Source organism: Arcticibacterium sp. GJ41-1 (assembly GCF_055808875.1).
Window position 1 is genome coordinate 2,246,202 of record NZ_CM147888.1, and the last position, 16,145, is coordinate 2,262,346.

General features: G+C 37.5%; 14 protein-coding genes. 6 read left to right on the plus strand and 8 right to left on the minus strand.

The window, feature by feature from the left end; all coding sequences use genetic code 11:
* Positions 1-4: 4 nt before the first annotated feature.
* From AC0L6O_RS09080 to AC0L6O_RS09100, 5 genes are all read left to right on the plus strand, one after another.
* On the plus strand, positions 5-565 hold the full coding sequence (locus AC0L6O_RS09080) for a 1-acyl-sn-glycerol-3-phosphate acyltransferase (RefSeq protein ID WP_473307992.1): 561 nt from the start codon (positions 5-7) through the stop codon (positions 563-565).
* 68 nt (positions 566-633) lie between these two features.
* Complete coding sequence (locus tag AC0L6O_RS09085; RefSeq protein WP_473307994.1) at positions 634-1,803, plus strand: trans-sulfuration enzyme family protein; 1,170 nt, start codon at positions 634-636, stop codon at positions 1,801-1,803.
* Between the two features lie 100 nt (positions 1,804-1,903).
* Positions 1,904-2,329, plus strand: a complete 426-nt coding sequence (locus tag AC0L6O_RS09090) for an OsmC family protein (protein ID WP_473307996.1) — start codon at positions 1,904-1,906, stop codon at positions 2,327-2,329.
* 124 nt (positions 2,330-2,453) lie between these two features.
* A complete protein-coding gene (locus AC0L6O_RS09095) occupies positions 2,454-3,248 on the plus strand; it encodes a thymidylate synthase (RefSeq protein WP_473307997.1) in 795 nt (264 codons plus the stop codon).
* Positions 3,249-3,699: 451 nt separating this feature from the next.
* Positions 3,700-5,343, plus strand: a complete 1,644-nt coding sequence (locus tag AC0L6O_RS09100) for an ABC-F family ATP-binding cassette domain-containing protein (protein ID WP_473307999.1) — start codon at positions 3,700-3,702, stop codon at positions 5,341-5,343.
* A gap of 35 nt (positions 5,344-5,378) precedes the next feature.
* Here the strand turns inward: AC0L6O_RS09100 and AC0L6O_RS09105 are convergent, their stop codons facing one another.
* From AC0L6O_RS09105 to AC0L6O_RS09135, 7 genes are all read right to left on the minus strand, one after another.
* Positions 5,379-6,776 carry a short-chain fatty acid transporter gene (locus AC0L6O_RS09105; protein ID WP_473308000.1) on the minus strand — a complete coding sequence of 466 codons (1,398 nt, stop codon included), beginning with the start codon at positions 6,774-6,776 and terminating at the stop codon, positions 5,379-5,381.
* 88 nt (positions 6,777-6,864) lie between these two features.
* Positions 6,865-7,749 carry a 23S rRNA (adenine(1618)-N(6))-methyltransferase RlmF gene (rlmF, locus tag AC0L6O_RS09110; RefSeq protein ID WP_473308002.1) on the minus strand — a complete coding sequence of 295 codons (885 nt, stop codon included), beginning with the start codon at positions 7,747-7,749 and terminating at the stop codon, positions 6,865-6,867.
* 9 nt (positions 7,750-7,758) lie between these two features.
* Positions 7,759-8,211 carry a GNAT family N-acetyltransferase gene (locus tag AC0L6O_RS09115; RefSeq protein ID WP_473308004.1) on the minus strand — a complete coding sequence of 151 codons (453 nt, stop codon included), beginning with the start codon at positions 8,209-8,211 and terminating at the stop codon, positions 7,759-7,761.
* Positions 8,201-8,665: a 2-amino-4-hydroxy-6-hydroxymethyldihydropteridine diphosphokinase gene (folK, locus tag AC0L6O_RS09120; protein ID WP_473308005.1), complete on the minus strand. Its 465-nt coding sequence runs from the start codon at positions 8,663-8,665 to the stop codon at positions 8,201-8,203. The genes AC0L6O_RS09115 and folK overlap by 11 nt, the downstream gene beginning before the upstream one ends.
* The gene (locus tag AC0L6O_RS09125; RefSeq protein ID WP_473308006.1) at positions 8,665-9,414 is read right to left on the minus strand and encodes a phosphoglycerol geranylgeranyltransferase; all 750 of its coding nucleotides are present in this window, start codon (positions 9,412-9,414) and stop codon (positions 8,665-8,667) included. Before AC0L6O_RS09125 ends, folK begins: the two co-directional genes overlap by 1 nt.
* On the minus strand, positions 9,398-9,724 hold the full coding sequence (locus AC0L6O_RS09130) for a hypothetical protein (protein ID WP_473308008.1): 327 nt from the start codon (positions 9,722-9,724) through the stop codon (positions 9,398-9,400). Before AC0L6O_RS09130 ends, AC0L6O_RS09125 begins: the two co-directional genes overlap by 17 nt.
* 143 nt (positions 9,725-9,867) lie before the next feature.
* Positions 9,868-11,751 carry a RecQ family ATP-dependent DNA helicase gene (locus tag AC0L6O_RS09135; protein WP_473308009.1) on the minus strand — a complete coding sequence of 628 codons (1,884 nt, stop codon included), beginning with the start codon at positions 11,749-11,751 and terminating at the stop codon, positions 9,868-9,870.
* Positions 11,752-11,881: 130 nt separating this feature from the next.
* Between AC0L6O_RS09135 and AC0L6O_RS09140 the strand changes: the two genes are divergently transcribed.
* Positions 11,882-14,581, plus strand: coding sequence for a T9SS type A sorting domain-containing protein (locus tag AC0L6O_RS09140; protein WP_473308011.1), 2,700 nt, complete (start codon positions 11,882-11,884; stop codon positions 14,579-14,581).
* 59 nt (positions 14,582-14,640) lie between these two features.
* Here the strand turns inward: AC0L6O_RS09140 and AC0L6O_RS09145 are convergent, their stop codons facing one another.
* A complete protein-coding gene (locus AC0L6O_RS09145) occupies positions 14,641-16,020 on the minus strand; it encodes an MATE family efflux transporter (protein WP_473308013.1) in 1,380 nt (459 codons plus the stop codon).
* Positions 16,021-16,145 lie beyond the last annotated feature (125 nt).

The following is a 16,145-nucleotide window of genomic DNA, read 5'->3' on the forward strand; positions in this document are numbered from 1 at the left end:
ATCAGTGATAGCTAGATTCTTATTTGCTCTGTTTGGATGGAAATTGGTAGGCGAAATTCCTAAAGACCTTAAAAAGGGAGTTTTAGCGGTATGCCCTCATAATACATGGATTGACTTTCCAATTGGTCTAATGGCAAGAGGTGCTATGCGACGTAAGATTGGTTATCTAGGAAAAGCAGAATTATTCAATTCACCCGTAGGCTTTCTTTTTAAATGGCTCGGAGGCACTCCAGTGGTAAGGTCTGAAAACCTAAATATGGTAGAAAGCTATGCTGTTACTATCAAAAATACTAAAGATATGCTTTTTGCGATAGCTCCTGAAGGGACTCGCAAGAATGTAAGTAAACTTAGAACAGGCTTTTATTTCATGGCCTTAGGTGGTGAAATACCTATAATTCCTGTAGGTTTTGATTTTAAGAAAAAAGAGGTAATCGTTGGCGAACCTTTTATGCCGACTGGCGATTTTGAAAAGGATATGCAAAAGTATTTTGTACCATTTTTTAAGACCATACATAATCTTAAAAAAGACTGGCTTACAAATTATGAAAATGGGATATTTGCCTAATAATTAATAACAGTACAATTTTAAGGAGGTCTTGAGGGCAAAAGCTTGAGGCTTTAGTCTAATAAGTAATGAAAGACATAACCAAATCAATCAAGATACAGACGGAAAGAACACAGCATGGTGAACACGCCACACCTTTGTTTTTAACGTCAAGTTTTACTTTTGAAGATGCCGGACATGGGAAGGCTCTTTTTAACAATGAAGTAGAAGGAAATATCTACTCAAGATACTCAAACCCTTCGGTTCAGGAGTTTATTGATAAGGTTTGTATGCTGGAAGGTTTAGAGGTTGGTTTTGCCACAGCTTCAGGAATGGCAGCGGTTTTCGCTGGGTTTGCCGCTCACTTAGAGTCAGGTGACCATATTATTTCTAGTAAGGCACTTTTTGGCTCAGCTCACCAAATCATTACACAAATACTACCTAAATGGGGTATTACACATACCTATTTGGAAGTAAACGCTACGGAGGAGGATTGGAATAATGCTGTGCAAGAAAACACCAAGATGCTTTATTGCGAGACACCATCTAACCCGGGATTAGACCTAGTAGATTTAGAGATGCTAGGCAAAGTGGCTAAAAAGCACGATTTGATATATTACATTGATAATTGTTTTGCAACACCAGTCATTCAGAAACCAGCCAAGTTTGGAGCTGATTTAATAGTACATTCTGCCACCAAATTTATGGATGGGCAGGGTAGAGTAATGGGTGGAATAATAGTAGGAACGCCAGAGCATATGGAGAAAGTTACTTTTTTCTGTCGTCACACTGGGCCTGCACTTTCTCCATTTAACGCTTGGGTGTTATCTAAAAGCTTGGAAACGTTACATTTAAGAGTAGAAAAGCATTGTGAAAATGCATTGAAACTTGCGGAATCACTTCAAGGTTTTGAGGGAGTATCAAAGGTCAATTATCCTTTTTTAGATTCACATCCGCAATCTGCATTAGCTAAGAAACAAATGAAAAGTGGAGGTGCTTTAGTCACTATAGACTTAGAAGGTGGCTTTGAACGAATTATTCGTTTTACTAAGCTGTTAACTATACCAAGTAAAACCTCAAACTTAGGAGATACCCGAACTACCATCACTAATCCTAATACCACTACGCATTCAAAAGTAGCTCAGGAAATAAAAGATGAGTTAGGTATCACAGAAGGTTTGATGAGAATATCCGTTGGTTTGGAGGATGTTGATGATTTGATAGCTGATTTTAAGCAGGCGATATTGGGTTCTAAATAAGATAGTTCTAAGACAAAAGATTAAAGACAAAAGACTTTTTTCCCAAGTCTCAATTCTGTCGTGTAAAAATCTCGAGTCTAATGTCTAAAAAAGATAAATAATGAAAGTACAATTAACAAGAGTAGACGACGCCTTCCATTTAACTGGAAAAGGCTCTTCAGATAGTTTAGTACATATAGATGCCTCTGAAAAAGTAGGTGGTCATAATGCTGGTAGCAGACCAATGGAGCTGCTTTTGATGGGTTTAGGTGGCTGTGCTTCTATAGATGTGGTAATTATATTGCAGAAGCAAAAACAAGTTATTGAAGACTTTAATGTGATTATTTCTGGTGAAAGAGAAAAGATAGAGGGAACTCAAATGACGCCTTTCAAAAGTATCAATGTACACTTTGAAGTTAAAGGACAGATTGACGCTAAAAAGATGAAAAGAGCTATTTCTATGTCAATGGAGAAATACTGCTCTGCCACCGCTCAGTTTCAAAGTTCTGCGGAGATTACGCATAGTTTTGAGATAGTGAGAGGATAGGAATTTGATGTCGGATGTCTGGTGATGGTTGTTGCCGAGGTTTTAAATTATTTTTAATTCTATATTTTTACTAAATAAAAAAACAACTGACAGCGGGCATCGAGCACCCAACAAACAATAAAAAATGATACAATACCAAAACCTACTTAAACATATTCTTGCTGAAGGTACTATGAAAACCGACCGTACGGGTACGGGAACAAAAAGTGTTTTTGGGTATCAAATGCGTTTTAATTTACAGGAAGGATTTCCATTGGTTACCACCAAAAAGATTCACATTCCGTCAGTGGTGCATGAATTGCTTTGGTTTATTGATGGCGATACCAATATCAAATACCTTAACGATAATAAAGTAAGGATTTGGAATGAATGGGCTGACGAAAACGGTGATTTAGGACCTGTTTATGGAAAGCAATGGCGTTCTTGGCCTACACCAAATGGCGGCTCAATAGACCAACTAAAAACGGTTATTGAACAAATTAAAACGTCACCAGACTCAAGAAGAATTATAGTTTCTGCGTGGAATGTAGGAGAATTGTCTGAAATGGCTCTAATGCCTTGTCATGCTCTCTTTCAGTTTTATGTAGCTGATGGTAAGCTGTCTTGTCAATTATACCAACGTAGTGCTGATGTTTTTTTGGGCGTACCTTTTAATATAGCCTCGTATGCTTTATTGACACACATGGTAGCTCAGGAATGTGGATTAGAAGTTGGCGATTTTGTATGGACTGGTGGCGATACGCATATTTATACTAATCATTTTGAGCAGGTTAATGAGCAATTAACCAGAACGCCAAAAGCACTACCTAAGCTGGTGCTTAACCCAGAGGTTAAATCTATTTTTGACTACAAAGCCGACGATATCAAAATAGAAGATTACGACCCATATCCTTTGATTAAAGGCAAGGTGGCCGTTTAAAGGATGGTTTGTCATGATTTTGGCAAAAGGCCAAAATCCCGCCAAACGAAAGGAAATCTATGTCTCTTTACAAGGGATTTCATCCCTTGCTACCAATATATCGCTCCTACGGAGCTAAAAGGATTAAAGCCCTATCAATCAAATACTGTTTGAAGTACGATTGTAATTCTTGACTACAACGTCTATTTCAGAGGAGTCAAGCTATTAAGAATTCCAATTGTACAAGTTTATTTGGTTACATGGTTTTTGAATCGTTTTTGCCGAAACAAAAATGATTGCCCGTCCGGCAGGACAGCAACGAATTAGAATTTAGTTTTTGTGAGCACCCGATAGCAGTACTTTAATTGCAATAAGTTTTCTAATCCAAAAACAACAATCCCCGATATTTATCAGCAGACCCTATCATAATGCAAAAGCTCTCTCTACCTTTGCGGCTTCAAAAGCAAAAAATATGATATCGGTAGATAATGTAGCAGTGGAGTTTAGCGGAAGAACGCTATTTAGTGATGTGACTTTTAATGTCAATGACACTGACCGAATAGCCCTAATGGGCAAGAATGGAGCAGGGAAATCAACACTTCTTAAAATAATAGCAGGCGTAGATAAACCTACCAGAGGTAAAATATCAACCCCAAACGACGCTGTTATTGCTTATTTACCACAGCATTTACTTACCGATGATACTGCTACTGTTTTTGAGGAAACATCAAAAGCATTTGCGGATGTACTGAAGCTCAAAACGGAAATGGACGAGCTGAACTTGCAGCTAGAAACCAGAACAGATTATGAGTCGGACGAATACATGGCCATCATTGAAAAGGTTTCTGATGTAAGCGAGAAGTATTATTCTATAGAAGAGGTTAACTATGACGCTGAAATGGAGAAGACACTTCAAGGCTTAGGTTTCTTGAGAAGCGATTTTACAAGACCAACTAGTGAATTTAGTGGTGGATGGAGAATGCGAATTGAATTGGCTAAAATACTCCTTCAAAAACCAGATTTGATTCTTTTAGATGAGCCTACTAACCACATGGACATTGAGTCTATTCAGTGGCTAGAAGATTTTTTGATTAATAGTGCAAAGGGTGTCATTGTGATTTCTCACGATAGGGCTTTTGTAGATAATATCACAAACAGGACTATTGAAGTAACGCAAGGCAAGATTTACGATTATAAAGTAAACTACAGTCATTACTTACAGCTAAGAAAAGAAAGACTAGAGCAGCAACAAAAGCAGTTTAGCGACCAGCAAAAGGAGATTGCAGATATTCAAGGCTTTATAGACCGGTTTAAAGGAACATACTCAAAAACGCTTCAGGTGCAGTCTAGGGTCAAGATGCTGGAGAAAATGGAGATAGTGGAGGTTGATGAGATTGACACTTCTGGCATTAGTATCAAATTTCCTACGGCACCACGTTCTGGTAATTATCCTGTTATAGCAGACCAAGTGAGTAAGTCTTACGGTGATAATCTGATTTTTAAGGATGCCAATATCACAATCGAAAGAGGTCAGAAATTGGCTTTTGTTGGTAAAAATGGGGAAGGGAAATCAACCATGGTGAAAGCCATTATGGGAGAAATTGATTTTGAAGGTGAGCTTAAAGTAGGGCATAACTGTCAAATTGGATATTTTGCTCAAAATCAAGCTTCTATGCTCGATGGAGAATTGTCAGTTTTTGATACGGTAGATAATGTAGCGGTAGGGGAGATTCGTTCAAAAATCAAAGACCTTTTAGGAGCGTTTTTGTTTAGTGGTGATGATTTGAATAAGAAAGTAAAAGCTTTATCTGGTGGAGAGCGAACAAGACTTGCGATGATAAAATTACTTTTAGAACCTGTCAATCTTCTAATTCTCGATGAGCCTACTAACCACCTTGATTTAAGAACGAAAGACATTTTAAAAGATGCACTTTTAGCTTTTGAGGGTACGGTAATTCTTATATCTCACGATAGAGATTTCTTAGACGGGCTTGCGTCAAAGGTGTTTGAGTTTGGTAACAAACGCATCAAAGAACATTTTGAAGACATCAATGGCTTTTTAAGAAATAAGAAAATGGAAAACCTGAGCGATATAGAGCGTAAGAGTCAATCTTAATATTGTCAGCTAAACTGTTTAAACTTAATCGCTAATTAAATAGGAAGGTAAAGAACCATTAGAATTTGTAGAACAAAGTAAATTAGAAAAGGGATGGCTAAATAACCCATGACATCTCTGGCCTGAATCTTTAATCCTGCACCCATAATAGGCACCACTATCAATAAGAAAAATGGTTGAAGCAGATTAGTTAAAGCTTCGCCATAGGCCAAAGACAGAGAAGCCCTTGCAGTCATTTCTGTCAATTGAGCCTCAGCTAAGCCAGCCCCAATTTGATTGACAGCCTCAATGATGGATGGCCCTATAACGGCAAATTCACCGCCACCAGATGGAATAGCGAAATTGACAATACCGCCCAATACATAAGCGTAAAATGGGTAGTTATCTACTGTTGCAATATTTGCAATGGCCTGTCCTAAAGCATCTCCTAGTCCAGAATATGTCATGATTCCCATTATGCCGGCATAAAAAGGGTATTGATATAAAATACTTGAGATATTGGTGGAAGACCTTTTCATGGAGATGCTATATCTCATTGGAGTTTTATGCAATAGCATTCCGAGCATTATGAAGAAGAATATCATAATGTTCAGGTTAAGGTCTAATCCTTTTGTGTAAAAATGATAAATAACATAGGAGAAGCCCATGAAGACAATGATATATTGAAAGATAGAGGTATTGTTCATGAAGTCAGAAAATGACTTTTCTGGCAATTTTAGGTCTTCTGCTTCTTGCGAAATGCTTTTGTTGAGTGTTTGTTCTTCTTTCCCTAATTCGTCAATTATCTCTATGCCTTTTTCTTTTTTTGGAGCGAGCCAAAGCATTAGAAAAGGCCCTAAAAGTACAAACAGTGCTATCATACACATGTTAATAGTAGAGCCTAGCGTTAAGGATGTTGGTAGTATATTATCCAGTATTCCAGCTTCTATTAGAAAGTTTTTTTCAGTGTTTAAAAGTAAAGGGATGGAGCTAGACAATCCTGATACCCAAGAAATAGAAGAAAAGTAAACACATGCAATTAGGTAAGCATAATTTACTCCTCTTACCCTTAAAGCCAATTCTCTGCCCAGTAAAGCTGCAATAACCACCCAGCCCCAACTTACTAGACCAGCCAGCATACCAAATACAACTGTGATAAAGTAAACTTGCTTAGGTGTTGAGATGTACTTGGCCACTTTATCTATAGCTCTAGATGAAAAAGGCGATAGAGCAATACTGTAGCCCGTTATGATTAATAAGACCATTTGCATACCAAAGGCAAGCATGGACCAGAAACCATCATACCAAGATTGAATGATTTTTAGTGGTGTGGCTCCCACCCAGAAAAAGGCGGTGATTGACGTTATTAGGGTTAAGACCAGTGCAAAAACGAAAGCATCTGGCATGTTCTTACGGAAAATATCCGTGAACTTTTCTCCGAGTTTTGAAATCATATTTCAGTAGGTAATTTTCTGTTCTTAAGGCTATTACCTACTAAAGTACAAATTTATGATTCTTAAAATGGAAAAAGAACCAATGTTGTCAATATCGCCAAGCTAAAATTCTACTTATTTTATTGCCGGTTGCCATTTCTATGACCTTGATTTCTTTGGCTTCTAACTTGGTAAGAAGCTTTTTTAATGGTCTGATATTGTCTTTTTTAGAAACCAAAGACGTGAACCAACCACATTGTCTGGTGAAATGTCTGCTTTCGTAAATCATGTTAGTTAAGAAAGCTTTTTCTCCGCCTTCGCACCAAAGTTCGTTGCTTTGTCCGCCAAAGTTGAGTAAAGGCTTTTTGTTGCCAAGGTTTTTGGTCTTTCTTAAACTGCCTAGCCTAGCTTCTTTTTCAGAAGCATGAAATGGAGGGTTGCAGATACTTACATCAAAGTACTCATCAACACCAAGAACTTCTCTAAATATAAACCTTGGATTTATCTGACGTCTAAGTTCTATTCTCCCTCTTAGTGCATCGTTATTATTAACAATCTTAAAGGCAACTTCTAGAGCGTCTTCGTCAATATCTGTTGCTACAAAACGCCAGTTATATTCTGCTACGCCAATAATAGGGTAGATGCAATTTGCCCCTGTTCCTATATCAAGACATTTGATTTGCTTCTCATCATCAGCTCCAATTAAATCTGCTATGTAATGTATATAATCTGCTCTTCCGGGTACTGGAGGGCATAAGTAGCCATCGGGTATGTCCCAGTCGTCAACATAATAATGGCTTTTCAGCAAAGCCTTGTTGAGTAGTTTTACAGCTTTGGGGTTTGAGAAGTCTATGGTTTCTGTATCGTATTTATTGACAAAAACATGCTCCTTTAACTCAGGGAGAACTTCTGTTAAAACGGTGAAATTATATCCTTCGTTGTGCTTATTTCTGGGGTGTAACTCAGATTTTACAGCAGGTTTTTTGTTTGGCATGTTTCTAATCTACGTCAATTTTAGCTTAAAGCCTTCGTGTGATTGGGCAAAACCCAGTTTTTTATAAAATGAATGGGCTTTGTCTCTGTTTTTATTAGAGGTTAGTTCTATTAAATAAGCTCCTCTTTCCTTTGATTTAGCCACAGCCCATTGAATAAGTTGCTCGCCTATTCCTTGACCTCTTCTTTCTTCTTTAACTATTACGGCTTCTAGCAAAGCCACTTTTCTAGCATGTCTAAAGAGGTATTGAATAATGCTGAGATGTAAGCTTCCTACCAGTTCTCCATTATCTTCCATCACCATCAAATATTGATTTGAATCTACGGAAATAGCATTAAATGCTTCCAAATAGTTTGGTGATAATCCCGGCTCGTGTTTTTCTAAACCAATAGAGTTTTTGTCAGTAGCCCACATAGCTATGATAGGCTTAATATCTTCCTTATTTGCTCTTCTAATTTCCATTAGTCAATGTATTAAGAAGTTCTAAATTGGTCTTACGATGAATTGGATGCACAAAGTCTGGAGCGATATTGGCCAAAGGCTCTAAAACAAAAGTTCTTTCAGCAATATATGGGTGGGGAACTATCAAATTTGGCGTATTGAAATGCCAGTCATTGAAATATAGGATGTCAATATCAATAAGGCGGCTTGCCCATTTTTCAGTTCTAGTACGTCCTAGTCTTGCTTCTAAAGCTAAAACTTTCTCAATTAACTCAAGAGGAAGAAGGTCGGTTTGAATCTCAACAACCGTATTAAGGTAATCGGGCGAATCTGTTTTACCCCATGCTTTGGTAGAAATGGTAGGAGCTACTTTAATAACCTTGCCTAAACTTTTTCCAATGTTGTCTATAGCGTTTGAAATAGAAGTTTCTCTATCTCCCAAATTAGAACCGATGCCCAAGAATACTTGATACATCAAACAGTCTTTTGGTTAGAAAGTTCTTTTTTTAAGGCACCTAATTCCATGATGAAATTTGGGTCTTTTTCAGTGGCATTTCCCACCACTATTATATCTGCACCAGCTTGATAAGCATTTTTAGCCTTTTCAATAGAATTGATACCACCTCCCACTATAAGTGGAGTTTCTATATTGGCCTTTACGGCCTCTATCATTGCTAAACTTACAGGGTTTTGAGCACCGCTGCCAGCATCTAAATAGGTCAATTTTAAACCCAACATTTCACCTGCCATTGCCGTGGCTACTGCTATATCCGCTTTGTCATTAGGAATAGGGGTGGTATTAGAAATATAAGAAGCTGTTGTCTGTTTACCGCCATCTACCAATAAATAGGCCGTTGGCAAAATTTCAAGATTAGACCTTTTAAGAGCGGGAGCTGCCAAAACATGCTGACCAATTAAAAAATCAGGGTTTCTTCCAGACAAAAGAGAGAGCAATAAAATACCGTCCGCTTTATTATTTATATGTAAGCTGTTTCCTGGGAAAAGTACGTTTGGGATATTTTCTACGTCGTTTAATTTAGAAAGTACCATGTCCATGTTATCAGAACTAATAAGACTTCCACCCACTAGAAAGAGGTCAACGTTAGCCCGAATGGCGTTTATGATAAGTTCGTTTAGAGAAGCCTCATTGACCTTATCTGGGTCAATAAGAATAGCCAAACCTTTGTGCTTTAAACCCTTTATGTTATTAAGAATCTTGCTCACTCTCTTCTTCGTTTAAACCTTCTAGATAATCTGTTAGTTTGCTTTTAGCTACCGCCAATAATATGGAAGAAGCAGCACCTTTTATAGCCGATGTGAATATTGAAGGTGTTTCTAGGTTAGAAGATACGTCCTCACTTTCATCTTCATCAGCAGTGAAAAGTTTCATTAGCGAATAACCAGCCACTATAATTCCACCTATAACTAAGGCATCTTTACCAAGGTTTTTAAAACCACCAGCTTTTGATTTCAAGTCTTCCGTGAAATCGTTTATCTGCTTATTGAGAGCTATTTTCTTTTCGTTTCTATTCACAGTCTTAGCTATTTCGTAATAAAAGCAAAAATACTAAAAAGGGCGTATAAGAGATTTACCTTTGGCAATTATATAGATTGTGATTCTCTTTTTAAGCCTAGAAGTGGCTTTGGTAACTCAAACATTAATATAAGCAGAGAAAACTACTTGACTTTCAGTACTCCATTTTGAAGAATCCAATAGTTTCGGTCAATAAAATGATGCACTATTTCTTCAATATTCACATTGGTATCTAAAGTCAATTCTGTGAGCTGTTTAGGGAGCTGTTTTGCTAGTTCGGCTCCTAACTTTTCAATGTTTTGAATTCGTAGGACATCCTCTTGTTTGCTTTGACAGATATCGCATTCACCACAGTCTTCGGCGTTTTCTTCCCCAAAATAGTCTTGCAGCTGTGCCATTCTACACCTTTTGTAGCCTGAAACGTAGCTAATCATTCTTTCAATAGCGGCTTTTTCGCTTTTCTTTTTACGTGCTATTTCCGAATGGTTAAGAGGGAGCTTTTCGGCATCGTATCTTTTACCTAAAAAGCTTATTGTGGGTTTGCCAGATTGCTGGAAATAGCTGCCAATGTTTAGCTTTTCTAATCTGCGAAGCATACGTTCCACTATTATTTTACCTGCCCCATAGGCTTTTGAAATTTCACTTTCAGAAATGATTGATGGATTTAGAAAGAGCTCGCCACCGTATATGCGGAGCAATGTTTGGGTGAATTTTTCTAAATCTCTATTTTTTTCTTGAAGCTCTGCAAGCTCAAAACTACTTATCAAAAAATGGAATTTAGATGGAGCCTGATAGGAGTCATTAAGCTCTAAAATACCTTGATTTTCAAGCATTTTTAAGCCGTAGTACGTTGGAATAGCTTTCATTCCAAAAGTGCTTTGGAATAGATAACTATCAAACTCATAATACGGTTCAGGTATTGAGCCGTAGGCTAGTTTATAGAAATTACAAAGCGATTGATAGAGTTTTATTAAAGCCTCCATAGGCGGAAAAGCCTGTTCTAAATTAAACTTTAACTTTTCAATGTCTTGACTATTATATAATAGAAAAACCGACGATGGTGCACCGTCTCTTCCTGCTCTACCTATCTCTTGGTAATAGGACTCCATATTTTCAGGAATGTGTAGGTGAAAAACTGAGCGAACGTCAGACTTATCAATACCCATTCCAAAGGCATTAGTGCTAACTATTACCTGCGTCTTATTCTGTATCCAGTCTTCCTGTTTTTTGAAACGGAGTTCGTTTGAAAGGCCGGCATGGTAAAAGTCGGCCGATAATCCACAATTTTTAAGGAAGTGAGCTACTTCTTGTGTGTCTTTTCGTGTTTTGCAGTAAACTATGCTGGAGCCTTTAATCTTGGCTAGTAAATCTGCTAGTTGTAAGTTTTTGCTGGAAGATTCGCTGGCATAAATGGCAAGGTTTTTACGTTTAAAACTCATTTTAAACACTTCAGGCTTTTTAAGCTTAAGCTGTGCTAAAATGTCTTTTTGTGTTTCTTTTGTTGCAGTAGCTGTAAGGGCAATAACAGTTGCTTTTGGGCAGTACTCTTTAAATTTATTGATTTTTAAATATGATGGTCTAAAATCATGTCCCCATTTAGAAATACAATGAGCTTCATCTATTACCAAAAGGCTAACATTCATCCTCTTGGTTCTTTCTATCATCATCTCCGTTAGTAACCTTTCAGGAGAGACATAAAGGAACTTGTAGTCGCCAAGAACAAAGTTATCCAAGGTTCGGTCTATGTCACTTTTGTGCATGCCGGAATAAATGGCGGCAGCTCTAATTCCTCTGTCTTTTAATTGACTTACTTGGTCCTTCATCAAAGCAATGAGTGGCGTAATTACTATGCTTACCCCATCTAAGATTAAGCCCGGAACTTGAAAACATAAAGACTTACCTCCGCCAGTTGGCATTAGTGCTAAGGTGTCTTTTTTCTCTAAAACAGACGAAATTATCTCAAACTGAAGTGGTCTAAAGGAGTCATATTGCCAATATTTTTGAAGAATTTCTTTTGGAGAAACCATACCTTTTACCTGCCGATTACGTATAAGATTTAGGAAGTGGCATAAAAGTCATGAAATAAATGCTATTGTAGCCAATTAAACGGTGAAATATCATTTATATTTACCAAATAACCTATCCTGTACTACAAATATGAAAAGAAAAGTTTTATCTGTTTTAATCGGATTTATTTCTCTTACTGCTTTTGGTCAGCAAAAGATTAGTGATTTAGAGTATAATCCAAAAATGGAATGGATCAAAGGTAAAGAGGTCGTTTGTCCCGCGAGCCATATAGATGAAAATACCTTTAGAGATATTCCTGAAGAAATCAAGCAGGCAATTAAAGTGAAGAATAGGTCAAGGGCTTCCACGAGTACTGCTGCTAAATTTAAAGTGGTATATGACCCAAATATGCCAGAAATTGTTCGAGAAGCATTTCAAAGGGCTGTGAATATATGGTCTGAACTGTTAACTTCTGAAGTAGAAATTAATGTTGTTGCCTTGTGGCAAGAACTTGAGCCTGGGGTATTAGGGTCGGCCTCTCCTTTTACGTATTATAGAGATTTTGACGGTGCGGAAAGGGCAAATACTTGGTATCCAGTGGCTTTGGCGGAGAAGATGGTAGGGCATGATTTAAATTCACCCAATGATTTTGATATTTTAGCTCGTTTCAGTTCAGCTCAAAACTGGTATTATGGTACTACTGGTACACCAGCTGTAGGTCAGTATGATTTTACATCTGTAGTGCTTCATGAGCTTTGTCATGGCTTAGGTTTTGTTGGTTCTTTTGGAGCCGAAGGCTCACAGGGCTTTTATGGTAGTTTGGGAGGTGATGGAATGGTTAGACCCTATATATATGATGCTTACGTTCAAAACGAAAAAGACCAAACTCTAATTGATACGCTCCTTTTTCCGAATCCCTCTAATCCTTTAAGGAATGAACTAATTTCAGAAAATTTATTTTTCAATTCCCCATTAGCTGTTAGCAAAAACAACGGAGATAAGATTAAATTATATGCACCTACGTTTTATGATATTGGTTCTAGTATTTCTCACTTAGATGATAATACGTACCCGGCGGGTACAATAAATTCTTTAATGACTCCTAGTGCAGGTCTTAGAGAAATTAATTACGAAGTAGGGCCTATCGTTTTAGATATTTTTACGGAGATGGGTTGGAGGAACTCATCAATGGTACATACACCCTTAAAAGATGTTGCTGCTGCTACTGAAATACCCGTTACTGTTTCTATTTTTTCTGATACAACTTTGGTAGAAGGGTCTGCAGTTCTTAATTATATAGCCATAAATTCGGAGATTCCGATAGCAGAAATTATAGAAAAAAGAGATGCAGAAATTTTAAATCCAAACAAAATACCATTAATAAAGGGAGAAGGAAATGAGTATACGGCCGTAATTCCTATTGATGACCCGAAGTCATATATCTTTTACTATTTCACGGTTTCTGACAATTTTGGAAAAGATCTAGTAAAACCATCCTCAGCACCAGAATTCACTTACCTTTTTAAAGTCGGTAGTCCTGATGTTGCAGGGCCGTCAATCGAATATTACCCTCCGACAATATTGAGCTCAGGGGTGCCGGTAAATATTGTGGCCAATGTTGAAGATGATTTCGACCTTGGAATTGATACTGTTTATGTCAACTATACTATCAATGGGGTAAGTCAATTGCCTTTTGGGTTAAGAAGATTCGATAAAGAAATAGATACTTTGTTTTCTCAAGGGAGTGATGATTTAATAGCCTTTCTCATGCCAGGTGGAATTCCGGCATTGGAAGATAATGATGTGGTAACACTTAGTATAACGGCAATAGATAAATCTGGAAATCAAACTACAATACCTACTACTACTGGAGGAACGAGCTACGAGAGTCCAGTAGTGGCAGATGTATATGAGTTTGTGGCGACCTCACTTTTAGAACCAGTAACAGAAGATTTTTTAGATTTTGAGGAAGATACAGACGCTTTTGCGACAACTGGTTTCAATATCCTAACACCTTCTGGATTATCAAACGGAGCACTTCAGACGGAAAGCCCTTATAAAAATGGCTTAGGTTTGTATGACCCGACAGACCCAGCAAGAGAAACAGTAGCCTTAGATTTTGAATACAATGCAATTGCTCTTTATAGACATCCTATTATAATAAGTGAAGATGTTTCTACAATTACTTTTGATGAAATTGTTTTGGTAGAAGGAGGGGAGCTAGGTATTCCTTTTGGGGAAATAGGATTTTGGGACTATGTTATAGTGGAATATTCTTTAGATGATGGAGTGAGTTGGTATGCATTCATGGATGGTTACGATTCTAATGTTGATGATTCATGGTCTGAGTTATTTAATAATACCTTATCACCTGCTGGTGTTGACGTGCCTAATTCAATTGGGATTCCATCACCAGCATTATATAGAACTAGGGAGATTAACATTTACGACCATTTGATAGCTGAAGCTGCTGGTGAAGAATTGTTATTAAGATTTAGACTAAATGCTGACCAATGGGTTAATGGCTGGGGTTGGGCTATAGATAATTTATCAATCCAAAAACCTGTAGAAAAAGCTTTGGCTTCTGAAGCGGCCTTGTTTGACATGACTTTATCTCCAAACCCTACGGTTAATCACATAGATGTGAAAGCTAGAATGGCTCAAGCCAACAAGGCTAAAGTAGAAATCTACCAGATTAATGGTGTGAAGGTTTATGATAAGGACTTGGACTTAGAAGATAATGCTTTAGAGCATAGAATTGATACTCATAATTATGATGCTGGTTCTTACATTGTTAAATTAAAGACAGAGGAAGGCGTACAATCTAAAAGATTTGTGATTAATAGATAAAATATCCTAATCAAATATTAAAGGAGCTTTTACCCGGGTAAAAGCTCCTTTTTTTGGTTTTAGACTTTCTTCTTTTGCCAGCGGTTTGTTTTAAAGTAAACTACTGCAGATATAGCTAGTACAAAATCAGCTACCACAATGGATACAAATACTCCAGTTTCTCTCCAACCTACTGTCTCTGCTAAGTAATAAGCCAGAGGAATTTGAATAAACCAGAAGCACACCAAATTGAAAATAGTAGGAGGGAGGGTATCGCCAGCACCATTAATGGCTTGCGTAATTACCATGCCCAATGCAAAGACGATATAGCCTGAGGCCAAAATCTTTAAACAACTGACACCTGTTTCTACAACCTGTGGTGTACTGTCAAAAAACATAATAAAGGGCTTGGCAAAAAGAAAGAAGAAAATGGCAATGAATGTCATAAAGGCCATGTTCATATAAGCGATAGTCCAAGCCGATTTGACAGCTCTTTCTGGTTTTCCGGCTCCAAGATTTTGACCTACAAGCGTAGCACCAGAATTAGCTAAACCCCATGAAGGTAAAATGGTAAAGATGATTATTCTTAAAGCTATGGTATAGCCCGCAATAACCTCGCTGCCATAAATCGATAAGATTCTTACCATAAATACCCAGCTGGCAGATTGTATTAAAAATTGGCCAGTACTACCTGCAGCTATTTTTATGACATTAATAATTATCGTCTTTTTGGGTATGAAGTCTTTTAGAATTAGTTGAAGCTTACTGCTGGCGTTGGTAAGTATATAAAGTTGGTATAAAACACCTACCGTCCTACCAATCATAGTTGCTATGGCAGCCCCCTTAATACCCAAGCCCATTACTGGAATAAACAAGTAATCAAGAGCTATGTTTAGCACATTGGCAATAATTACAGACTTCATAGCTAAAGATGCACTACCAGCACCTCTTAAAGACCCACTTAAAGTGAATAATAGGATAATGATAGGCGAACTAAGAAATTGGATTCTTGTGTACCAGTGTCCTTCTTGAACTAGTTCTTCGGAACCACCCATTAAGCGGAGAATGTCCGTAGAAAAATAATACCCGAAACCTGCTATGATTAAACCGAGCGAAACGGATATCAAAATAACATTAGCTAAGGCCAAACCAGCTTTCTGGTTATCTTTTTCACCAATTCGTCGGGCTATTACTGCTGCTGCTGCACTGCTTAAACCCCATGCCATGGAGTATATAATGGTCAGAACTGATTCTGTAAGTCCTACTGCAGCTACGCCTAAAGTGCCTACATAACGTGCTACAAAAAATGCATCCGCTAAAGCAAAAGATGCTTCAAAAAACATCTCTATTACCATAGGTACTGATAATAAGAAAATGCCTTTGTTAATGCTTAAAGAGGTATAGTCTCTTTCTTCGTCGCCTTTAAGGGCGTCTTTAAATAATTGAATATATTTTGACATAGAAATGATTGTTCTTACAGAAATTGAAGAAGTTTTTCAGGGGAAATAGAACACCAAAAGAGCTGGTGTTAGCGAACAATCAAAGTGAACATGGGCGTAAAATTTTGCACAAAGTAAAGTGATTT

What these genes read in the sequence shown, in the direction of transcription:
- AC0L6O_RS09085 (WP_473307994.1), top strand. Translation starts at nt 634, where the DNA reads ATGAAAGACATAACCAAATCAATCAAGATACAGACGGAAAGAACACAG.
- AC0L6O_RS09090 (WP_473307996.1), top strand. Translation starts at nt 1,904, where the DNA reads ATGAAAGTACAATTAACAAGAGTAGACGACGCCTTCCATTTAACTGGA.
- AC0L6O_RS09095 (WP_473307997.1), top strand. Translation starts at nt 2,454, where the DNA reads ATGATACAATACCAAAACCTACTTAAACATATTCTTGCTGAAGGTACT.
- AC0L6O_RS09100 (WP_473307999.1), top strand. Translation starts at nt 3,700, where the DNA reads ATGATATCGGTAGATAATGTAGCAGTGGAGTTTAGCGGAAGAACGCTA.
- AC0L6O_RS09105 (WP_473308000.1), bottom strand. Translation starts at nt 6,776, where the DNA reads ATGATTTCAAAACTCGGAGAAAAGTTCACGGATATTTTCCGTAAGAAC.
- rlmF (WP_473308002.1), bottom strand. Translation starts at nt 7,749, where the DNA reads ATGCCAAACAAAAAACCTGCTGTAAAATCTGAGTTACACCCCAGAAAT.
- AC0L6O_RS09115 (WP_473308004.1), bottom strand. Translation starts at nt 8,211, where the DNA reads ATGGAAATTAGAAGAGCAAATAAGGAAGATATTAAGCCTATCATAGCT.
- folK (WP_473308005.1), bottom strand. Translation starts at nt 8,665, where the DNA reads ATGTATCAAGTATTCTTGGGCATCGGTTCTAATTTGGGAGATAGAGAA.
- AC0L6O_RS09135 (WP_473308009.1), bottom strand. Translation starts at nt 11,751, where the DNA reads ATGGTTTCTCCAAAAGAAATTCTTCAAAAATATTGGCAATATGACTCC.
- AC0L6O_RS09140 (WP_473308011.1), top strand. Translation starts at nt 11,882, where the DNA reads ATGAAAAGAAAAGTTTTATCTGTTTTAATCGGATTTATTTCTCTTACT.
- AC0L6O_RS09145 (WP_473308013.1), bottom strand. Translation starts at nt 16,020, where the DNA reads ATGTCAAAATATATTCAATTATTTAAAGACGCCCTTAAAGGCGACGAA.